Source organism: Aliivibrio sp. S10_S31 (assembly GCF_014694495.1).
GTDB classification, from domain to species: domain Bacteria; phylum Pseudomonadota; class Gammaproteobacteria; order Enterobacterales; family Vibrionaceae; genus Aliivibrio; species Aliivibrio fischeri.
This window is the reverse complement of record NZ_JAAUWR010000016.1, coordinates 13,833-36,076: the sequence shown is the minus strand read 5'-3', so window position 1 is coordinate 36,076 and position 22,244 is coordinate 13,833. Positions and strand designations below refer to the sequence as shown.

General features: G+C 35.4%; 20 protein-coding genes. 15 read left to right on the top strand and 5 right to left on the bottom strand.

Translation table 11 applies throughout. The features are described 5' to 3' along the window. Positions 1–4: 4 nt before the first annotated feature. Positions 5–679 carry a cupin domain-containing protein gene (locus HC728_RS14135; RefSeq protein WP_190395682.1) on the bottom strand — a complete coding sequence of 225 codons (675 nt, stop codon included), beginning with the start codon at positions 677–679 and terminating at the stop codon, positions 5–7. Positions 680–807: 128 nt separating this feature from the next. Here HC728_RS14135 and gcvA point away from each other — a divergent pair, with 128 nt between their 5' ends. Further along, a complete protein-coding gene (gene gcvA, locus HC728_RS14130; protein WP_017018967.1) occupies positions 808–1,707 on the top strand; it encodes a transcriptional regulator GcvA in 900 nt (299 codons plus the stop codon). A gap of 237 nt (positions 1,708–1,944) precedes the next feature. Further along, complete coding sequence (locus tag HC728_RS14125) at positions 1,945–2,913, top strand: DUF3187 family protein (protein ID WP_190395681.1); 969 nt, start codon at positions 1,945–1,947, stop codon at positions 2,911–2,913. 171 nt (positions 2,914–3,084) lie between these two features. Here the strand turns inward: HC728_RS14125 and HC728_RS14120 are convergent, their stop codons facing one another. Both HC728_RS14120 and HC728_RS14115 read right to left on the bottom strand, forming a co-directional pair. After that, complete coding sequence (locus tag HC728_RS14120) at positions 3,085–4,041, bottom strand: AEC family transporter (RefSeq protein ID WP_190395680.1); 957 nt, start codon at positions 4,039–4,041, stop codon at positions 3,085–3,087. 155 nt (positions 4,042–4,196) lie between these two features. Beyond that, a complete protein-coding gene (locus HC728_RS14115) occupies positions 4,197–4,670 on the bottom strand; it encodes a MarR family winged helix-turn-helix transcriptional regulator (RefSeq protein WP_005423733.1) in 474 nt (157 codons plus the stop codon). Positions 4,671–4,935: 265 nt separating this feature from the next. Here HC728_RS14115 and HC728_RS14110 point away from each other — a divergent pair, with 265 nt between their 5' ends. After that, entirely contained in the window at positions 4,936–6,210 is a 1,275-nt protein-coding gene (locus HC728_RS14110; protein WP_190395679.1) for an NRAMP family divalent metal transporter, read from the top strand. A gap of 74 nt (positions 6,211–6,284) precedes the next feature. Here the strand turns inward: HC728_RS14110 and HC728_RS14105 are convergent, their stop codons facing one another. Further along, positions 6,285–6,482, bottom strand: a complete 198-nt coding sequence (locus HC728_RS14105) for a hypothetical protein (RefSeq protein ID WP_065597824.1) — start codon at positions 6,480–6,482, stop codon at positions 6,285–6,287. 255 nt (positions 6,483–6,737) lie between these two features. Here HC728_RS14105 and HC728_RS14100 point away from each other — a divergent pair, with 255 nt between their 5' ends. The 10 genes from HC728_RS14100 to HC728_RS14055 all read left to right on the top strand — a co-directional run bounded on the left by HC728_RS14100 (position 6,738) and on the right by HC728_RS14055 (position 18,796). Beyond that, positions 6,738–8,600, top strand: a complete 1,863-nt coding sequence (locus HC728_RS14100) for a PhoX family phosphatase (protein ID WP_026029281.1) — start codon at positions 6,738–6,740, stop codon at positions 8,598–8,600. 751 nt (positions 8,601–9,351) lie between these two features. Beyond that, positions 9,352–9,825 carry a toxin-activating lysine-acyltransferase gene (locus HC728_RS14095; protein WP_190395678.1) on the top strand — a complete coding sequence of 158 codons (474 nt, stop codon included), beginning with the start codon at positions 9,352–9,354 and terminating at the stop codon, positions 9,823–9,825. Next, positions 9,815–11,200, top strand: coding sequence for a protein adenylyltransferase SelO family protein (locus HC728_RS14090; protein ID WP_065604669.1), 1,386 nt, complete (start codon positions 9,815–9,817; stop codon positions 11,198–11,200). Before HC728_RS14095 ends, HC728_RS14090 begins: the two co-directional genes overlap by 11 nt. A 12-nt stretch (positions 11,201–11,212) precedes the next feature. Continuing rightward, entirely contained in the window at positions 11,213–12,385 is a 1,173-nt protein-coding gene (locus HC728_RS14085; protein WP_065604668.1) for a glycosyltransferase family 2 protein, read from the top strand. 66 nt (positions 12,386–12,451) lie between these two features. Further along, the gene (locus tag HC728_RS20340) at positions 12,452–12,748 is read left to right on the top strand and encodes a hypothetical protein (protein WP_065622490.1); all 297 of its coding nucleotides are present in this window, start codon (positions 12,452–12,454) and stop codon (positions 12,746–12,748) included. A gap of 268 nt (positions 12,749–13,016) precedes the next feature. Further along, on the top strand, positions 13,017–14,012 hold the full coding sequence (locus tag HC728_RS14075; RefSeq protein ID WP_190395677.1) for a radical SAM protein: 996 nt from the start codon (positions 13,017–13,019) through the stop codon (positions 14,010–14,012). A gap of 14 nt (positions 14,013–14,026) precedes the next feature. Next, positions 14,027–15,295, top strand: a complete 1,269-nt coding sequence (locus HC728_RS14070) for an HlyD family secretion protein (RefSeq protein ID WP_065622492.1) — start codon at positions 14,027–14,029, stop codon at positions 15,293–15,295. 3 nt (positions 15,296–15,298) lie between these two features. Beyond that, positions 15,299–17,434 carry a peptidase domain-containing ABC transporter gene (locus HC728_RS14065; RefSeq protein WP_017020222.1) on the top strand — a complete coding sequence of 712 codons (2,136 nt, stop codon included), beginning with the start codon at positions 15,299–15,301 and terminating at the stop codon, positions 17,432–17,434. A gap of 3 nt (positions 17,435–17,437) precedes the next feature. Further along, entirely contained in the window at positions 17,438–18,085 is a 648-nt protein-coding gene (locus HC728_RS14060; RefSeq protein WP_017020221.1) for a DapH/DapD/GlmU-related protein, read from the top strand. A 12-nt stretch (positions 18,086–18,097) separates the two neighbouring features. Next, positions 18,098–18,796 (top strand): hypothetical protein, encoded by a 699-nt coding sequence (locus HC728_RS14055; RefSeq protein ID WP_017020220.1) that lies wholly within the window; start codon positions 18,098–18,100, stop codon positions 18,794–18,796. 107 nt (positions 18,797–18,903) lie between these two features. Here the strand turns inward: HC728_RS14055 and HC728_RS14050 are convergent, their stop codons facing one another. Further along, positions 18,904–19,293, bottom strand: a complete 390-nt coding sequence (locus HC728_RS14050; RefSeq protein WP_155685435.1) for a 3D domain-containing protein — start codon at positions 19,291–19,293, stop codon at positions 18,904–18,906. 241 nt (positions 19,294–19,534) lie between these two features. Here HC728_RS14050 and HC728_RS14045 point away from each other — a divergent pair, with 241 nt between their 5' ends. Further along, positions 19,535–20,410, top strand: coding sequence for a DMT family transporter (locus tag HC728_RS14045; protein ID WP_065597816.1), 876 nt, complete (start codon positions 19,535–19,537; stop codon positions 20,408–20,410). Between the two features lie 336 nt (positions 20,411–20,746). Beyond that, positions 20,747–22,234 (top strand): SulP family inorganic anion transporter, encoded by a 1,488-nt coding sequence (locus tag HC728_RS14040; protein ID WP_190395676.1) that lies wholly within the window; start codon positions 20,747–20,749, stop codon positions 22,232–22,234. Positions 22,235–22,244: the final 10 nt, after the last annotated feature.

Sequence of the window (22,244 nt, the reverse complement as noted above, 5' to 3'; positions counted from 1 at the left end):
ATTCTCACTTATCTTGAATCTGATGTAAGTGGTGTCCTGTTTTTATCCAAACTTTACAAGTGTCTTTCTCAATACTAGCTCGTAAGGAGTGGCCAATAGGTAAACGTAGCCAATCAAATTTTCGATATTCAGTATTATTATGATTAAATCTCCCTTCAAGAACTAAGAGTTCAATTCCTCCTAGGTTTTCCAGTTCGATAGTTTGATTTGCTTGCCACTTTTCGAGACGAACACTCTCATGCTTAAAAGAATGCAGCGTTTGATATTGCACGTGATGACGCGAAGGATCAGGAAGAAAATCTTGAGCATGAGTATCAATATGTACGGGTGTTGTGTCGCCTTCTTGGTATTGCCCTAGCTTAACTAAAATCATACACCCCGCCTCTACGACTGGAGCGTGAGAAGAGCCAACAGGGTTACGCATATAAGTGCCAATAGGGTAGTCACCGTGCTCATCAGCAAAAGTGCCATCTAAAACAAAAAACTCTTCACCGCCGGTATGGATATGAGAAGAAAAATAGCTATTAGGTTCATAGTGAACTAGGGTCGTAGCTGTTGCTATTTCGCCACCATCACGTTCAAGCATTTTGCGAGACACTTCTTTTATTGGAGAAGGCACCCATGTGGATTGAGAGAAAATTGCATGCGCGTGTTTTGATAAATCAGTGTGTAATTTCATAATAAACCTACATGAGTGTGTGATGATAAAGTTTATTGTGTAATTTTTATCTCGTACTCACAAATCAGAACTTCTATACTTCCACTAAAGTTTTTCTTTATTGGTGTTTGTTTTTAGGGAGGTGTTTTATGAAGTTGCATCATTTAAATGGTTTGCGAGCCTTTGAAGCTTCAGCACGACATTTGAGTTTTTCTTTAGCGGCGAAAGAGCTAAACGTTACTCCCGCGGCGATTGGACAGCAAGTAAAATTGTTGGAAGAATGGTTAGGTATTTCTTTGTTCGAAAGGCGAACATCAGGAGTATCTCGTTTAGTCTTAACTAAAGAAGCGCTGTTAGGTTTACCTGAAATTACGCGCGGATTTGAGCATTTAACACAAGGTTTAGATTTATTAAAACCAACGGAAAACAGTCCTATTTTAACTGTAGCTGTAAGCCCTGCATTTGCGGCTAAATGGCTATTGATGAGAATAGATGATTTCCAAACCTCTTACCCTGAGTGGGATTTAAGACTAGATACAAATATTCGTACAGTGGATTATCTTACCGAAAGCATCGATGTTGGGATTCGTTATGGAAAAGGTCAGTGGGAAGGATTAGAAGCATCGCTATTAATGACAGAGTCTGTTTTTCCAGTATGTTCTCCTGAGTTACTTAATAAAGGTATTGAAAGTATAGAGTCACTTGCTCAATTTCCTTTATTGCATGATATCTCTCTACCTAAAGAAAGTGGTTTTCCTTCTTGGAATGCGTGGTTTGAACAGAATGGTATTTTTGATGTAAATACAGAAAAAGGACTAAAAATAAATAACTCTGCTTCTGTTATTCAAGCTGCAATCAATGGACAAGGTATCGCTTTGGGGAGAAGTGTATTAGTAAAAGATGATTTAGATTGCGGACGATTAGTACAGTTGTTCCCTGATCTTGAATCGACCACAGAGTTAGCCTATTACGTTGTGTGGAAACAAAAAGGGACTGTGAGTGATAAAATCAGTGTATTTAAAGAATGGCTACATCAACAAACAGAATGAGTTGATAGTTAAATTGTATGCACATGGGTTATTTTATTTAATTTTTGTATGCATCTGTTTGGTTTTATTATTAATTGCTTTTTTTATGGCCGTTTAACTGCTTTGTGTATGATCTATCTCCCACCATATTATTAACGCATTGAGAGAGAGGGGAAAGATAAGTAATAATGTTGTTATTACCTTATTTCTTCTTTTGTTATCAATCTATTGGTAGCGGTTAATTATGTGAAAAGTATTATGCCTATAAGAAAACCGATAACCTTCATTTTAATTCCAATCTCGGTTGGTTTGTCTTCTTCTTGGGTATTGGCTGATAATGCTGTTACGCCATTAAAAACTTACGCTCAGTCTCCACTACAATCCAATAGCCTAACGACAGAGCTTCGTTCTGCTTTTGCTATGAAAGACGATTCTGTAGAGCTGTTCGCTACTGGTACCATTTCTAGTGTTTGGGCTCATTCAGAAAGCTTCAGTATGGATTACTATCAAAACCAAGTAGTCACTGGAGCACAATGGCAAATAACCCCTAAGCTTAAAGCTGAGTTAAAGTATCAATATAACTACGCAGGTAACAATAGGTTGGATTCTTTTGTTTATGGTTTCCATGAATTTTTTGGCATTGGTCAAAATGGAAGAGATAAAGTTGAAGATGATCAATTTTCTATCTCGGTGCCTAAGTATGGGGTGGATATTCAAGATTTTGAAAACGAGATATTATCAAGTGCACTTCATAGCTATTTAGAATATCAATTGTTTGCCAATGAACATAATGCAGTAAGTTTAGGTGCTAGTTTATATTTTAATAAAGTGAATAGTGGTCATTTTAAAAGAGAGGCTTTTGAGCAAGGATTACAGGCAAACTACAGCTTTAGCTATGAAAAAAACGCTATTTTTTCTACACTTGGAGTCACTTTTCATGACGGTGGCGTGATAAGTGAATTGCCATATAAAGACAATACGGTTTCTTTTGCTATTGGTTATGGCTACGCCATTACGCCATCGCATCATATTGTTACTTCTTATCATAACTATGAAGGAACTGTTGATGATAGTGACGATTTTTCAGAGTCCTCTCATGAATATGTTTTAGGCTACCGTTATTTATTGGAGAAGGCTGCGTTTGAGTTTTCTGTTATCGAAAATGCGATAAATATGGATAACTCAACTGATATCGCATTTACTTTTGGTGTGCGCTACACATTATAATAGACAAAAAAATTCCAGAGAACTTAAGGGGAAACTTCTCTGGAAAAACGTGATATTAACTAAAACAATAGTAGATACATTGTACCAACATCAGTAATAATTGAGCATCACATTAACGATGTTGGTATTACTATATATAGGATACTGTTTTTTCATTTTCCAAAAAATTTATTAAATTAGATTAAATGATGACAAAATAAATATACCTAGAGTGCAAGTAAACAGTGAGGCTACGGTTGTTTGAGCGATAATGTTTGCCGCTAATATTGCATTTCCCCCCATTGCTCTAGCCATTACATAACTTGCCGCAGCTGTTGGTGCTGCACTCATAAAGAAAATAAGTCCTAGCTCTAATCCTCTAAACCCTACGAGGAGCCCTCCTGACGTAATGAATAATGGACTTAAGATAAGTTTATAGCTTGTTGCAAACCACGTAGCAGCGCTCTCTTCTTTCATTGAATGCAAATTAAGTGAACCTCCCGCACATAGTAAAGCCAAAGGAAGTGTCATATTGGCAAAGTATTGTCCGGCTTGTGAAAGCATATCAGGTACAGGAATAGAGAGAAGAGAACAAATAACACCTAATACAATGGAAATAATTAATGGGTTTTTAGTGAGTGTTTTTATTATTATCCCAATTGCTTGTTTTTTATTGTTATCATTCTTAGGTGTAAGGGCTATAACAGCCTGAATATTATATAAAATAGTTGTTGAAGCAACATAGATAGCAGCTAATGCAACACCAGTATTTCCATAAGCATTAGCCACATAAGCTAAAGCGATGATCGCCGTGTTGGCGCGAAATCCACCCTGAATAATAACGCCGTGATTTTGCTTGTCTTTAAAAGCAAATCGGGTGGAATAAATAGTGAAAAGAAAGAAAATAAAGTTAGCAATAAGCCCGTAAATGATTAAGTGACTGCTTGAGGAAAAATCATGTTTGGCGTTTACAATACTTAAAAAAAGCATGGCCGGTAAGGTCACTTGAAAGACTAGCTTTGATGCAACTTCAATAAAATTATCATTAATAAGATGGATACGTTTAAGTAGAACACCTAATAGCAACATGACACAAATAGGGCCAGTTATTGAAGCTGAAAATAATAACTGTGTAATGAGGTTATCCATAATGACTTCTTTATGAGTTTGAATACAAGGGTTCAGTTTACACAAAGACGGCATGATGAGTGATGCAATAGTCGATTTTTTTGATTAGGATTCAACAAAAAAACCTCTGTAAAAAGAGGCTTTTTATTTTAGAAAGTGGGTGATTTGTATGGTTACTAACTTTTAGCAATGCCTTCAAGTTGTAGTACTGGAGCCGCATCGATATCTTCTGCATTCATCATCGCGGATACACGCTGTACCGATGATAAAAGAAGACTCTGTTCCCATGCTTCTAGATTATGAAATTTATTTACAAAGCTGTCTTGTAAAGGAAGAGGAGCGTTATCCAGTAACTCTTTTCCTTTATCCGTTAAATGAGCATGAACTTTACGACGGTCAGATTCGCTACGAATTCGTTGAACATAACCGTTAAGTTCTAAACGATCAATGATGGTCGTTGTTGTCGCTTGGCTTACATTAGTGTGTTTTGATAACTCTTTGATTGTCACATTATCCATTTCTTGAATCGCGCGCATGAGTATCAGTTGAGGGCCTGTTAACCCATACTCTTTGCTTAACTTTTTCGAGTGTAAATCAATAGCTCGAATTATTTGGCGTATAGCGACCAGAACTTCTTCATGTTTTTCCAAGTGACAGACCTTCTGTATGAGTGCGAGATTAAATGGTTATTTTCGCATTGTACTTATGTTCGCACTATTCTCAATCTTTTCTATGTAATTACCTGGCTTATGAGTGATTCCAATAACTATTTGCAGCGATGCTGTGTTGTTTGAACTGATTCTCTACTTTGCAATTGATTAAAATCACGCCTTTATGTAACTTAATTGTTAATTCAAATTAAATTGTACTTGTTCACAGGGTTAGTGAGGCAGTGTTGTAACTAAAAGGATAGATATGGAACCGTCTTGTACACAAAATGGCATGAAGCCAAAATTAAAAATAAGTGATCTTTCTCGGTCGTTAGGCCCAGGCATTATGATGGCCGCAGCAGCTGTTGGTGGTTCTCACTTGGTTGCATCAACTAAGGCTGGAGCAATCTATGGATGGGAAATGTTGCTGCTAATTCTTGCAGTTAATTTGCTGAAATATCCATTCTTCAGGGCTGGAGTTCAATATACCCTTGGTACTGGGGACAGCATCATTCAAGGTTATCATAAATTAGGGCGAGGTTATTTATGGGTGTTTTTAGTATTAAGTGCGATTTCTGCTGTCGTTAATACCGCTGCTTTATTGTTATTTAGTGCAAGTTTATTAGGTTATTTTTTACCTTTTAATCTCTCTTTAAATGTGTTGTCTGGTATCGTTCTAATTACTTGTATAACAATATTATTTGCAGGACATTTTAAAGCCTTAGATAAATTGTCTAAATTAATTATGGCCACATTAACGATTGCGACAACGATAGCCTTAGGTGTTGCGTTTTCTAATGGTGCTGTTGCTCCTACTGATTATCAAGGTCCTTCGGTTTGGTCAATTGCGTCTATTGGATTTTTAGTTATTACGATGGGGTGGATGCCTGCACCTATCGAAATTTCAAGTATCACATCTATGTGGTTAAAGCGTCAGTGTCAAATTCAAAAGGTAACCCCACAATCTGCCTTGTTTGATTTTAATGTTGGTTATATTGGAACCGCGATTCTTGCTGTGGTTTTTTTATCTTTAGGATCTTTGGTGTTATACGGTTCGGGAATTGAATTCAAAGCATCAGGCATTGGTTTTTCCCATCAGTTAGTGGGAATTTATGCTGCAACAATAGGTGAGTGGTCACGGTATTTGATAGCCGTTATCGCCTTTTTCTGTATTTTTGGAAGCACTATTACGGTGATTGATGGCTATTCAAGAGCAGTATCGGAAGCTCAATTATTGCTACAGCGTAAACCATTAAATCAGCCAAAACATTATAACTCTTGGGTTATGATTGTTTCTGTATTGGCGATTACCATTGTTACTTTGTTTATTTCTTCTTTAATGAGTATGTTAGATTTTGCAATGATCATGGCGTTTATAACAACACCAATTTTTGCTGCTCTGAATTATATTCTAGTAACAAAAACGGAATTGCCAGATGAACTAAAAATGGGAACAAAATTAAAAGCGTTATCCATTGTTGGTTTGATCTATTTATTTGGATTTTTAGCTATTTTTGTTTGGTGGAAATGGCTGATGTAATACCGTTTTAGTTGATTTAAAGCCTCTTCAAATAGAGGCTTTTTCATTTGTATGTCATAACACGTATTTTGAAATTAAGGTTCACTTGCCCATTCCCCTTTATTTAATTCTGCTTTCACTGATTTCGCTGCATCTCGTGAGGCGTGCCCAATAGCAGTGGTAACATCACGTGTAGTATGTCCGATGGTTTTTCCTGCATCTTTTAACTCAGCGCAACCGCTTGTTATAAATAATGAACTCAAAAATAAACATAATAGAGTTTGCTTTAACATGATTTTCCTTGATATCTACGTTAGATGAATCAATACAGACTGAAATAATGGATAAGTTTTATATCAGATAAATATTAAAGAAAGAATTATTGTGATAGTGAATGTTTTTATTCTGGGATGAGTACTAAATTTTGATTTAAAAATACGCAATCAAATCGTCATGTCCTTTCAATATTTCTGTCATAAAGCCCCTTTAGGCTACTTCTGATTGTAAAAATACACTTATAAAAATAACAGTTTGAAAAGGGAAGTATGATGAATAAATTTGTAGAAAAAGAATCTGATTTTAGCAATATGGTGAATGCTCGTTTATCTCGTCGAGGTTTTTTGATGGGAACAGCTGCGGCAGGTGCTGGCGCTTTTTTGGCGTTAAACCCAGTAGCAAAAGCAATTGCAGGTAATATGAATAGTGCACTATTAAACTTTGAAGCCATTCCTACCTCTACAAGTGACTCTATTGTGCTTCCTAAAGGTTACAGTTGGAATACATTGATGTCTTGGGGAGATCCTATTTTTGCTAATGCTCCGCAATTTAATCCAAATGGAAAGCAGGATTCAAAAGCGCAAGCACTGCAATTTGGTGATAATACTGACGGTATGAGTGTATTTCCATTATCAAGCGATCGGGCGATTCTCGCGGTGAATAATGAATACACTAATTATGAATTTTTGTTTGCTCACCAAGGTAAAAACATGACCGCGGATGATGTAGCTAAGGCACAAGCAGCTGTGGGTGTAACTATTGTTGAAATCGTCAGAAAGAACGGTCAATGGACGATGGATTCAGCTGGTAAAGCAAATCGTCGTATAACCGCAAATACTGAAATGGAAGTGACAGGTCCTGCTGCAGGTCATGATTTACTAAAAACCAAAGCCGATCCTACTGGTAAAAAGGTGTTAGGTACCTTTAATAATTGTGCAAATGGCGAAACGCCTTGGGGTACTTATTTAACATGTGAAGAGAATTTTAATGATTTCTTTGGTTCAGAACAAAATACAACATTAACGCCTGATGATAAGCGTTACGGTATTAAAGCAAAGCAGAGTGAATATCAGTGGCATAATTTTGATGATCGTTTTGATGTTGCGAAAAACCCAAATGAACCGAATCGCTTTGGTTGGGTGGTTGAAATTGATCCAAATGATCCAACTTCAACGCCATTAAAACGAACGGCACTAGGTCGATTTAAACATGAGAATGCTGCATTGGTCGTAAATAATGATGGTCATGTTGTGGTGTATCTTGGTGATGACGAACGTGGTGAACACCTTTATAAGTTCGTATCAAAAGGCAAATACCAAGAAGGGAATAACAGAGCAAATCGTAATCTTCTTGAAGAAGGTACCTTATATGTTGCTAAATTTGCAATGAAAGACGATAAGTTAGAAGGTGAGGGTCAGTGGCTAGAGCTGGCTTATGGTAAAAATGGATTAACCAAAGAGAATGGGTTTAATAGCCAAGCTGAAGTGATGATTTTTGCTCGTCGTGCGGCAACGCAAGTAGGGGCGACGACAATGGATAGACCTGAATGGGTTGCGGTTCATCCTGACAAAAAGCATGTATTTTGTACTTTAACCAATAATAAATACCGTGGTGTTAAAGAGGGACAAGACGTTGATGGAGTAAACCCTCGAGCTGAAAATCATTATGGTCAAATTGTGCGCTGGGAACCAACGAATGGCGATCATGTGAGTGATACTTTCCAGTGGGATTTATACTTGATAGCCGGAAATCCAACAGTTCATAAAGATAATTTGTATGCTGGCAGTGATAATATCAATAAAGACAATATGTTTAATAGTCCTGATGGTATTGGGTTTGATAAAACTGGACGTTTATGGATCCAAACTGATGGTAATTACTCGAACAAAGGAGACTTTGCGGGACAAGGTAATAATCAGATGTTGTGCGGTGATCCTAATACTGGAGAAGTGCGTCGCTTCTTAACTGGCCCAATTGGTTGTGAAATTACGGGATTAACTTTCTCTGAAGATCAAAAGACGATGTTTGTTGGTGTGCAGCATCCATCTGGGCATTTTCCACAAGGTGGGGATAGTAAGCCTCGTTCGACTATTGTGATGATCACCAAAGATAACGGCGGCGTGATCGGTAGTTAGAGGTTCTATATTCGAAGTATAAAAAAGTGGCTTCATTTACGAAGCCACTTTGAGTGAGAGTGTTAAAATTTAGAATAACCTAAGTCTTATTTTTCTTCTTCTACAGTCCAGTAGATAACGACTTCTTTCTTACCCCATTGTCTTGCTTTTTCAACATCTTCACCCATGTAAATGTCAATTTTCTTTTTCCAGCGCTTGTTCATTTTATCAAGAACGCAATATGTACCATCAAGCCATTTGATTCTTACTTCTTGGTGTGTGGGTAGGTTTCGGGTTTTGTTTTAATTTATTTAGATTTGTTTGTTCAACTTATTGATATTAATAAAAATACTGTTCATGCAAGAATATATGTGAAGTCTATCGCAATATAGTATCAATTCATACATAGTGATACATTTTTTGTTGTTCCAAATAAAATAAGGGTATATAACCATTATATAGATGTAAGCAAATGTAAAATAATGTAATTTTTAATTAGTTGTTATTTTAATAGATAAGGTGCCTATATTTTAAATAAAAACATAAGCATATCTACCAAGTGATGCAATAGATTAAATTTGAAATTTTTTATTAAAATGTATGACTTTGAAAGAAATAATTAATTATTGAATGTAGATAAAATAATGCTTATATATGTTACATGAGTTTTTATTTTAATAAGCGGTGATATGTAAAGTTTTTAACACTTAAGGACTAAGTGGATGAATGAAATTAATAATTTACATAAATTGAATATAACCCAAAAAATGCATTGCTTACAGGTTTAGAGCAACAAGGTAAATTGAAAGATGAGATATTACTTGAACTTGGAAATTTTCTTGAAATAAGCTCTAAAAGCAAAGAAAGAGCGTCAATAAGTATAGGTTCATTTTTACATTGGGTGAAACCTGCTGTTCTCCATAATCAATATGTATTCATAAAGAATCAAGGGGATATAGATTACTCTGGCTATGTTATGTGGGCATGGGTTGATGATGACACGTTAAATCAATATATGAAAGCAGATCGCTTTGTTATTCATCCTATGAATTGGAATGAAGGTGAAAATCTAATTATTGTCGATTTTTTATATAATGATAGTTCTAGACGGAATTCAATAATTAAAAGCCTTTATCGAAAAGCACGATATCAAATAAAGAGTAATGTTAAAGATATCTATATTTGTATTAGAGACAGTAATGGGTTAGTTGTTAGAACAAATAAGAGATGTATTTATGGGCGTTAATATATTACACAAAGATAATATTAAAAATGAAGAAAATACACTGATATTAGAAGGAGAACTTCCAAAATCAGCTTTTACTTCTTTTGATACCTTTCGCCTAAAAAATACAGAGCTTCTTTGGATAAATAAGCCCCTGTTAAATAGCTATGGTATAGATTCCATTACAAATGAAATCGAAAATGACATCCTAAATAACTATTCTTATGTTGCTTCTAATTACGCGAATACAAATAGATTAAGTACAAGTGACCGAAAAATATTTCTAGCTGATAGATATGGATCACGACATGAAGTATGCAATGGTGGAAGTGCTCGATGTGGGTTGAATGGGCAATTTCAAGTAAAGGGTATTGGTTTAACACCACTACTAGCGACAAACATGAGTAAAAGTCATGCTAACGGAAAATTATTTCTTGATGAAGCGATTTCTGAAGCAATATGGGGAGAGATATGTCATAAGCATCTTCCTTGTGGAGCAGTTAGAACACTTGCGATTATAAAAACAAATGTGAATCAAGAATTTGATTATTTAGATCATAAACCGTTAAAACCATGCGCTTTAGCTATTCGAGAATTTGCTGTTCGTCCTGCTCATTTTGAACGTTGCACTTTTTTTTGGCCGTTTCCTGAATATATGGATTTAAGAGATAATGACGCACAAAGAGTAAAAGATTGTATCCAATTTTTGCCTCGTATATTTAAGTTATCTAAACAAGAATTAAAGCTTGAAAATAACAATGTTGCCTTGTCTTGTCTCCAAAAACTGGTTTTTTCTATTGCAAAACAAATTGCATATTCTCGTGTTAAAGGGATCCCTCATGGATCGTTAACCAGTTCTAACATTAGCATTGATGGACGTTTTTTAGATTTTGGAACCATTACTGCCGTTCCTGATTTTGGTAACTATATTCTTGCGGATGGTGTAGGTGGGACATGGGATGATCACCTTTTAATTGTAAATTGGCTTCAAAATTTAGCACTTACTCTAGGGAAATACTCAACAAACAAAATCAGCTTAAGAGATATTCAGGTCTTAATTGATACTTTTAAATATGAATTAAACAAACATGAGAACATTGCCATATTAAAAGAATTAAATGTTGATATTATTGACAACAACAGTATAAACATTGCTAATGATATTAAGTTGAATCTTATAAACACTTCAAAAATAGCAATCAGTAATTTTAATGATGTTGAATTTAGAACTCAAATAACACAGCTTGCAAAAGATCGAGGATTAAAGCTAGGTAAATTACAATTTACTTTAAGAAATTTTAAATATTCATCATTTACGATTTTAAATCACAAGATGTTAAAGATAGAAAACTATTCTAGACATGCCGTTACCTCTTTGATTGATAGCTATTGCTAATTTGGAGGCTCCATGATTTACATAATAGAAACTGTATTAATAGCGACATCATCCATTACTTTATTGGCAACAATTACATTATTACTTGCATATAAACTAAAAAAGGACAGTAATTGTAAAACTGAGCTTCCTTTAGTCTCTGTGTTTGTCCCTTTTTTTAATGAAGAGCCTAAATTGCTTTTAAAAGCCTTAGAGCATATTGAATTACAAAACTACCCTAGCCAGTTACAAATTTTGTTAATCGATGACGGCTCTGACAATAATACTATTGAGCATGTTGAAAAATGGTTAGCTCATCCAAAAAAACAACGTTATGAAGTAGTGCGTAAGCCAATAAACGAAGGACGAAAAGGTTTTGCTCTTGATTATGCTTTAGAATTAAATATAGCAAATGGTGAAGCCTATATCATTGTTGATAGTGACACATTTATTGAACCCAACGGCATAAAAGAACTGGTCAGTAAACTTTGGTCAAATGATAAATACGCAGCTGTATGTGGATATATTACACCAAATAATTACAAAGATAGTTTCATTGGATTGTTGCAACATTACGAGCACATCAGTTTTTATGGTGCAATCAGAGCCGCACAAGATAGATTAGGTTGTGTTCCTGTTTTAGCAGGGGCATTTGTAGCCCACAGAGCTTCGGTAGTAAAAAAGTTAGGTGGATGGAGTGATTGGTTAGTAGAAGATATCGCGTGGTGTTGGAAGGCTATATCTAATAACTACAAAACAGGATATGCGCCAAAAGCTAAAGCAACGACACAATGCCCAATAAGTGCTAAAGCGTTATTCAAACAAAGACGAAGATGGGCACGCGGCCGTGTAGAAGCTTATTTAGAAGCTTGGAAAACTAATTGGATAGCAGGTTTATGCGCGACTCCTTGGTTTATCGTTACTGCGATTCAATATGTTTTCCCATCAAGTATTATTTTATTAATATTTATGGTTGCTTTTAATATATGGATCCCAATTGCATTAGGCATCGTAAATATTATTTGTTATATAATATTAGTTCGCTCTTATATTAAAGATTTTTCGCTTGATAATGAATTAACCCTAAACCAAATCATTAAAGCACCTATGTTTTCTATGATCCTCGAATCATTAACATGGCTGCCTAATTTGTTTGGGTATATTGATGAATTATCAGGAAAAAAGAAAACATGGTTAACGAGATAGAATATAACTCGTACCCATATAAACGAGCGCAGTACTCATTACTGTAAATGATAAAAGGAAATTATTATGTATAATTTAAATGCTAATGAAATTTTGATGGTTGATGGCGGCGGTGATGGTAATAGTAATGGTGGCGGTAATATGTCATCTGGTCCAGGCTATGGTGGACAATCTAATGCTACAGGAAGTGGAAACTTAGGTAATTCTTCTGCTGCAGGACAAGGTTTAGGTTCAGGTAGTTGTTCAAATGGTGTTGGTGGAGGCATGGTTGCTGGAATGGGCGGAGGACTTGGAGGTATGGGATTAGGGGCTCTTGGTGGTGGCTTAGCTGGAGGATGTTTTGGTGGTGGTTCAGGACTTTAAGTTATTCAATATTAATGTATCTAAGATATTGGCAATTATCTTTACATTGATAGTTATGCGTTATTTATCACCATTATTTATTACTGAACATGTATCAGTTGATATAAAAGTAATATCTTTATTACTAACTGCTTATGGTTGTTCGGTTTTGATCTGGAAATGCTTGTGTTTATTTTTTAAAAAATAAATAGTTAGCATTATTATAAAATAGGTGCCTTGTGTTTCATTAGACTCATATGGCACCATTTATATAAAAATTGGATTTTACATGATATATGTAACTCAACGATTAAGTGATACTAGATATATGTCTATAAACTGGGCATTAATGAATAATTGTAATTACAAATGCAAATATTGCCATTCAGATCTTAATAGTGGTTCTATTAAATCGCCTGAATACAATATTGTGGTTGTGTTTGTAAAAAAAATCATAAAACATTGCCAGCAATTAAATCTCACCCCCTACTTTGAATTTGGAGGTGGTGAGGTAACTTTATTACGCTATTTTAATGAACTGATAGAATTGATTCATAAAAATGATGGTTTAATTTCTATTATTTCAAATGGTTCTAAATCCCTTGATTGGTGGAAAGCTAATGCTCCTTATTTAGGAGGGGTTAGCCTTAGTTACCACGTTAATGATATCAAAGATAATAATCACTTTATTAACGTTGCCAAAATTCTAGAGCAATCAAAAAACACTCGATTGCACATCAATGTAATGATGGATCCTGAACGTTTTTCTGATTGTTTGTTTTTTGCCAAAAAACTAAAAAAAGAAATTCGATGCTCTATTGCACTACAGCCTCTATATGAAGGTTTTGGTCATGGCGGAATTACTAAAAAATATATTTATACTCTAGAGCAAGAAAAAGAAATGCAAGCATTTAGAGGGCGTGCTGATAATAAAAATTTACCAGAGCCTCGTGCATATTTAGATGTGACATATTTAGATGGTTCGAAAAAAACACTTTCAACGTTCGACTTATTAATAACCGATAACGTCAATTTTATCGGTTGGGATTGCTATGCAGGAATTGAGAGCATGGTAGTCACGTTTTCTGGTGAAATATATAGAGCATGGTGCATGCAAGATGGGCCAATAGGTTCCATCTACGATGAAATAATTACGTTACCTACAACATCAACCCGTTGCCGAACAAAAATATGCCAATGTGGGGCTGATATCTCAGCAAAAAAAGTAAACACAACACTGCTAAAACATTATCAAAATAGTATCGAAACTAAGTATATAGAATAGAAGGACGTATACAAATGGTTATTCGTAATAGGTCACTTTATCGTCCCGAATATTTTGATGCTCAAAAAAATGAGAATGAAGGCAGTATTTTACTTAAATCAGCGCTCAATCAAAATATTTACCTTTTCCTTTCGATAATGGTACTTATTTCCATCATTTTATTCATTATATTCGCTGAATACACGAGACGAGAAACGCTAAAAGGTATTGTTAGCCCTCTTGGTGGCGTGGTAAAAGTGCAATCAAATGACATTGGATATATAGACACTATCTTTGTCAAAGAAGGAGATAAAGTACAAGTCTCTACACCTCTTTATAAAATCCGAACTGAGCGATTTGACGGTTCAGGTATTGCAGTAAAAAAACGGATTCTTACTTCAATAGATAATCAATATAAACTTTTGTTTGAGCGGCGAAAACAAGAGTCAAATAAAGCGAATTTCAATACTCAATCTCTGAATGATGACATAAACCGTCTTGAATTAGAAATTGTTATCTTGAGGCGTGTTTTAAACCTATCAAATAAAGAGTTTAAGCTCGCCCAAAAATTAGTGAATAAACAGCAAGTTTTACTTAAAAAAAATTTCATGTCTGAAATAGACTACCAAAAACAACAGTTAGACCTTATTACTACAGAATCTCAGACTGAAACTCATATGCTAAATCTACAAAGACTATTAAGAGAGAAAGAGCAACTTCTGACTAAAAAACAAAATATAGAGATTGAGTTACAAATCACTTTAAAAGATATTGATCGACAACTAGAAGCTATTACGCAGAATAAAGTTGAGTATTTATATCAAAGCGACACTCAAGTTATTTCTCCAATTGAAGGAGTTATTGCATCTATTTTGACAGAAAAAGGACATGCCGTAACCAATGGGCAACCTTTGCTTGTCATTGTGCCAAAAGAAAACAAAACATTTGTTGAATTGTACGCACCAAGTAGAAGTATTGGTTTTATGAAAGCCGGCCAAGAAGTTAAATTACGCTTCGATGCTTTCCCATACGAAAAATTCGGAGTCCAATCAGGAATTATTACGGGTGTATCTAAATCAGCAGTAGCTCCCGAAATGATTGCAAATCAAAGTTTAATTAATAGCATAAAAGTGGAAGGATTATATCAAGTAAGGGTTGAACTGACTAAACCAACCATCACTGTCTATGGTAAAGAAGAGCATTATGTTTCTGGAATGACAGTAACGGCAGATGTTGAACTAGATACACGTAAAATATACGAATGGATCCTTGAGCCATTATATACCATTCAAGGAAGGATCTAATATATGGAATTTATCAATAATATGGATTGGGGTTGGGGTAAGAAATTATCACTAATCCGACAAACAGAAAGTGCTGAGTGTGGTGTTGCATGCCTTGCTATGGTAGCAGATTGGTATGGTTACAGCGTCAGTCTGCGAAGTTTAAGAGCTACATTTGGTGTAACACAACATGGAATGTCATTTGCTAGATTAATTGAGTGTGCCGAACTATTAAAACTTTCTAGTCGTGCTATTCGGTTAGATTTAAATGAGTTAGAGCAACTAAGTACGCCTTGTATTTTGCACTGGAACCTAAATCATTTTGTTGTACTCAAAAGTGTCAAAAAAAACAAGGTTATCATTCATGATCCTGCTAACGGAGTCGTAACGCTTACACTAGCGGAGGTTAATAAACATTTTACGGGGATAGCTCTTGAATTAACGCCAACTCATGAATTTAAAGAGCGAGATGATAAACCGACAATAAAACTGTCAACGTTGATAGGAAAAACAGTCGGTTTGAAATCAGCCCTAATAAAAATATTTATTTTTGCTTTAGTACTAGAAACATTAGCTTTATTACTTCCAATGTTGAATCAAATCATCATTGATGAAGTATTGGTTGGTTATGACGAAAATTTATTAATATTAGTTATATTTGCGATTCTTTTAATTACGGCGACTCAGACTTTAATTGGATTAGCAAAGGAATGGGCAACTATTCTCTTATCAGTTAATTTCAATATGCAATGGACGACAAATGTTTTCCATCATTTATTTCGTTTACCTATTGATTGGTTTGAAAAACGAGATATTGGGAGTATTAGTGCAAAATTTGCAGCCATTAATACTATTCAAGCAACATTAACGACAAGTGTTATACAGGCATTACTTGATGTTGTTCTTGTTGTAGGGACGCTTACTGTTATGTTTTTATACAGTAGCACTCTTTCTTTTATCGCATTAATTGCTGCTGCAATTTATGTTGTTCTTCGTTTTACATGGTTCGGAACATTTAAAAGAGCAGAAGAAAATACATGGGAAACAAACACCAAAGAAGAAAGTTATTTTATTGAAACAATCCGAGGAGTATTAAGTTTACGCGTCAATGGAACACTTCCATGGAGAGAATCGGCTTGGCGAAATTTAAATATTAATCGACGTAATGCCGAATTACATGAGCAGAAGCTAGGTATGATTTATAGCACTATAAACATTACAATTATGAGCCTAGTATCAGCCGCTGTTCTTTGGTTTGGTGCAAACCTTGTTTTAACTGGGCAATTTACCATCGGTATGCTAATCGCGTTTCTTTCATATCAAGGACGATTTTCTGGTAGCATCAGCTCACTTATAGATAAGTATTTTGAATATAAAATGCTCTCTGTTTATAACGAAAGGCTTGCCGATATAGTATTAACTAAAAAAGAAATATGTCACGATAATCCAATAATAGCTCATAACAATAAATCTTTTAAAAATCATCAGCAAATTGTTTGTTTTTCTGATGTTTCTTTTTCCTATGGTCTTAATGAACCTCTCATTTTAGATAAAGCATCATTCACCATTAATAAAGGTGAAATTGTTGCTTTAGTTGGTCCATCTGGTTGTGGAAAATCTACAATTTCAAAACTATTATTCGACATTTATAAGTCATGCTCTGGTCATATTAGTTTTTTTGACAATTCAAGTATATCTACAAAAGAAATTAGACAAAGAGTTGGGGCAGTATTACAAGACGATCAGCTATTTAGTGGTTCCATCATTGAAAATATTACTTTTTTTGGCACTACTTTCGATGAAGAATGGTTAACTTATTGCGCACAAAAAGCAGGCGTTCATGATGATATAGAACGGCTGAATATGGGATACCACACTCTGATTGGAGAAATGGGTTCAAGTTTATCAGGAGGTCAAAAACAACGGATCCTGATTGCTAGAGCTTTATATAAAAAACCAGAATTTTTAATCTTAGATGAGGCAACAAGTAGTTTAGATATTCATACTGAATCTTTTGTTTGCCAAACATTTAAAGAATTAAATATTCCTATTTTAATGATAGCCCATCGTCCAGAAACGATTGCTTTCGCAGATCGTGTTTTATTACTCGAAAATGGTTCAATCACAGAAATTCCAAATTCATTTAAAACCAAGGGGTAGTATATGTATACATCAAAAAGAATCTTATGCCCGACGAAAAACTTAGCTCTCTCCAATACACAGCTCATGGAAGAATATGCTAAATATTTTGGGGAAGATACATGGGTATCATTTTCAGAATGCCCATCTATAACGTTAACTTGGCTCGGTAATGATGAACCATCGACCTTACAATACCCTACTAGCTTAATTTCTATTGATTCTGGCTGCTATATTGAGTCGTCTCTTTTACCTGCATTTCCATCAGGCCCAACTAAACTCACTTGTGTAAATGTAAACAACATAGGATTTGGCAGTATAACGATAGGTAAAGACTGTGTACTTCAAGGAACATGTATCTGCGCTTATCAATCTGTATGCATTGGAGATCGAGTTATTTTTGGACCAAATGTTGTTGTGATGGACTGTAGCGGCCATGCAGTCGACCATAGAGGATCCGCCGATGAATTAAGCAATTTAAAAATAGAATCCGTTAAGATAGGAAATGATGTATGGCTTGGGTATGGCGTAATCATTTTGCCTGGTGTAACGATTGGAGATCGTTCTGTCATAGGTGCTGGTAGTGTAGTAACAAAAGATATTCCAAATGATAGTGTTGCAGCGGGAAACCCTTGCGTAGTCAAACGTCATATAAAAAACAATAATAAATAGGAGTAAACAACGATGCGTAATATTAACATGTTAGCAATTATTATATTTCTTTCAGGATGCACCTCGATGACCACCATAATGCCTCCTCCTCAAAAAATAATGATAGTAGGAGATACTCTAGTTTACGATGGATTTATGACAGGTGATGCCATCCTAGAAGCAATTAGGTTGGTGAGATTAAGTGAAAATAAAATAACAACATTGCGAATTACTAGCCCCGGTGGTGATATGGCTTCAGGGATAGAGTTTGGATATTTCATTAAAGAGAAAAATTTAAACGTTGTTGTTAGCCAATTGTGTTTCTCTGCCTGTGCAAATTATGTACTTCCTGCTGCAAATAGCATTGTGATAAAAAAAGACGCGTTGATTGGTTGGCACGGAGGGGCTAAGCAAGCAGATGAGCTTTGGAAACAATCTGTATCAATTAAGTATCAAAAAGATTTTTTTGCTTATTTAAATCGACTTAGACTTAAAGAAATGGCATTTTTTAATGAAATGAATGTAGACATAAATATCGCAAACTACGGACAAATAAAATCAAATAGCTGCCAAAAAACGCAAAGAACCGACGGATGGTATTATACCTTATCTGACTTAAAGCATATGGGAATAAAAAATATTAAAGTTAACGGTGGGGAGCTTTTAACTGATTTACAATATAACAATAATAAGATCACATCCTGCCAGATGTCGGTACTGTTCTCTAATTAATTATATTCATTGTATATGTATAGTTATTTTTTATAAGCTTAATTAAAAGTGGCTTCATTACGAAGCCACCTTGAGTAAGAATATTAAAATTTAAAATAACCTAAGTCTTATTTTTCTTCTTTTACAGTCCAGTAGATAACGACTTCTTTCTTACCCCATTGTCTTGCTTTTTCAACATCTTCACCCATGTAAATATCAATTTTCTTTTTCCAGCGCTTGTTCATTTTATCAAGTACACGGTATGTACCATCAAGTCCTTCAATTCTTACTTCTTGATTATGAGTCAGACCCATTTCGATAAGATCTCTTGATACAGCAATGGATTTCATTCCTGGTTTAAGCGTATCTCCCCAAGCTGCAAGGTTTGGAGTGTCATCTGTTTCACCAACACTTGATGTGTATGCGCTTGCTGTTACTTTCAGAGATTGTTCGCCTCCACCGCAGCCAAAAAGTGAAGTCATAGCGAGTGCTGCAAGAAGATAAAAGCGAATTTTCATCATTGTTTTCCTTTAGTTAATGTAGAGGTTGTTTTTATATAAATGTATCCGTACATAATACCTTTTTTATCTATGCATACCTTGCTAAAGATTGAGATAATCTATGAGTTATTTAATATGTGACTATGCAAATTATATTTAAAGTATAGGTGAGTACTAAACAGCATTTTTAAAGTCATTTGGTTGAGTAATTTATCATTATCAACCACACTAAAAAATTACCCACATTTTGGAATTATGGATGATCAATATATTAAGTTTATTTACCTTAGCAGCTTTGTGGGGCGGCTCATTTTTATTTGTTAGGATTGCAGCTAATCCGTTAGGTCCTGCGGTTTTAATTGAAGTACGTGTCGCTTTTGCCGCATTGACTCTGCTTGTTGTTTCATTTTTCCTTAAAAAATCGCTACGTTTTATGTCTAATATTAAACATTTTCTTATTTTAGGTTTGTTTAATTCGGCTTTGCCTTTCTTGTTATTTGCTTATTCTGCACAAGTTTTAAATGTATCTACTTTAGCTATTCTTAACTCTACAGCCCCGATCTGGGGAGCGATTATTGGTGCTGTATGGACTCGAACTGGATTAAGTAAGCAGGTTATTTTTGGATTGATTCTCGGAATGATAGGCGTGAGTGTTTTAGTTGGATGGGAAGCGATTAATATTGGTGGTGAGGCGGTTATGCCTATTATTGCAGCGTTAACTGGGGCATTTAGTTATGGTGTTGCAACCAATTACGCCAAGAATGCACCAAGCGTTGAGCCGTTTAATAACGCACACGGCAGTATGTGGGCGTCTGTATTACTTGTATTACCCCTTGTTCCTTTTATGCCTGCTAGAGAAGAAGTTACTTCAGACATTATTGCGGCTGTTTTTGCACTTGGTGCCGTGTGTACGGGATTGGCTTATTTATTGTATTTCCGACTTATTAAGGAGCTTGGTGCGTCTTCTGCTTTAACAGTGACCTTTATTATTCCTGTTTTTGGGATTTTATGGGGGTATTTGTTCTTAGGTGAAACGGTGGGAGTAAATGCCATTATAGGTACGATTTTAGTGGTTATTGGCACCATGTTTGTTACTGGATTTGCTTCTAAGTTTATGTCTAAAAAATCAATATGATTTGAGCGTTACTTTACTATCATAGGAATGTAATCTTAGGTTGTGTTAATGAAAATTGAATTGATTTCTTTATAAATATAGACTGGCCACCTGTTTGATTTAGAGGATATTGCTCACTGTGTTAATTACGCCGCCTTAAACGCTCCATCCCCCTATAGCTCTCATTGCTAACCTAAGCACTATACTCACCAGAGTATTCGGCTTAACTCTTTGCGCTTGTTAATTCTTTGCCGCTCTTTCGGCTACTTTTCCGTGCTAAAATTTTATCAACGAAGCACTTATTTACACCCCAGATCTATTTCTGGTGCGTATTGCCGTGCATAAATTGAGAATTCAATGTTTAAAAATTTCAAAATTGACTGGATGTCTAATATCCGTGGTGATCTCCTTGCGGGTATCGTGGTTGCTCTTGCTTTAATTCCTGAAGCAATCGCTTTTTCTATTATCGCAGGTGTTGATCCAAAAGTTGGCTTGTATGCCTCGTTCAGTATTTCTGTTGTTATTGCGTTTGCTGGAGGTCGCTCTGGGATGATCTCAGCAGCGACAGGAGCAATGGCTTTACTAATGGTTACTCTAGTAAAAGAACACGGATTGGAGTATTTGCTTGCTGCTACAGTGTTGACTGGAGTATTTCAAATATTAGCGGGTTACTTAAAGTTAGGGAGCCTGATGCGTTTTGTATCACGATCTATTGTTACTGGGTTTGTAAATGCGTTAGCTATATTAATTTTTATGGCACAATTACCCGAATTAACTGATGTGACATGGCATGTATACGCGATGACTGTTGCAGGTTTAGGGATTATCTATTTGTTCCCATACCTCCCAGTGATCGGGAAATTAATTCCTTCTCCTTTAGTGTGTATTATCGCATTAACCATTATTAGTATTTGGTTTGGAATTGATGTTCGTACTGTAGGCGATATGGGACATCTGCCTGATACATTGCCCATTTTCCTTTGGCCTGATGTGCCTTTAAACCTAAACACTTTATTGATTGTATTGCCATACTCACTTGGTCTAGCTGTGGTGGGGTTACTAGAGTCAATGATGACAGCGACGATTGTTGATGATTTAACAGATACAAATAGCGATAAGAACCGAGAGTGCAAAGGTCAAGGTATTGCTAATATCTTTACGGGATTTCTTGGAGGTATGGCTGGTTGTGCGATGATCGGACAATCAATGATTAATATAAAATCTGGTGGACGTGGACGATTATCTACGCTGTCAGCAGGCGTGTTTTTATTGATTATGGTAGTTTTTCTTGGGCCTTGGTTAAAGCAAATTCCGATGGCTGCTTTGGTATCAGTGATGATCATGGTTGCGATTGGCACTTTCTCATGGCGCTCAATTACTGATTTGAAAAAGCACCCATTATCGACAAACATTGTTATGTTAGTCACAGTGATTATTGTGGTAATGACGCATAACTTAGCCATTGGGGTTTTAATCGGTGTGTTGCTTGCTTCATTATTCTTTGCTAATAAAATCAGTAGGATGATGGTAATAAAAAATAATTCGGAAGAGACTAAATCGCGTGAATATATCGTAATAGGACAAGTGTTTTTTGTTTCATCGGATAAATTTATTGCTTCCTTTGATTTTAAAGAAGTGATCGAATGTGTGACGATTGATTTATCGGCGGCTCATTTTTGGGATATCACCTCGGTATCAGCCTTGGATAAAGTGGTGGTCAAGTTTCGCAGAGAAGGGACGCAAGTAGAGCTTATTGGAATGAACCAAGCAACCAAGACTATTGTTGATAAATTTGGTGTGCATGATAAACCTGAAGAAGTTGAAAAACTATTGGCCGGACATTAAGGATTGAAGA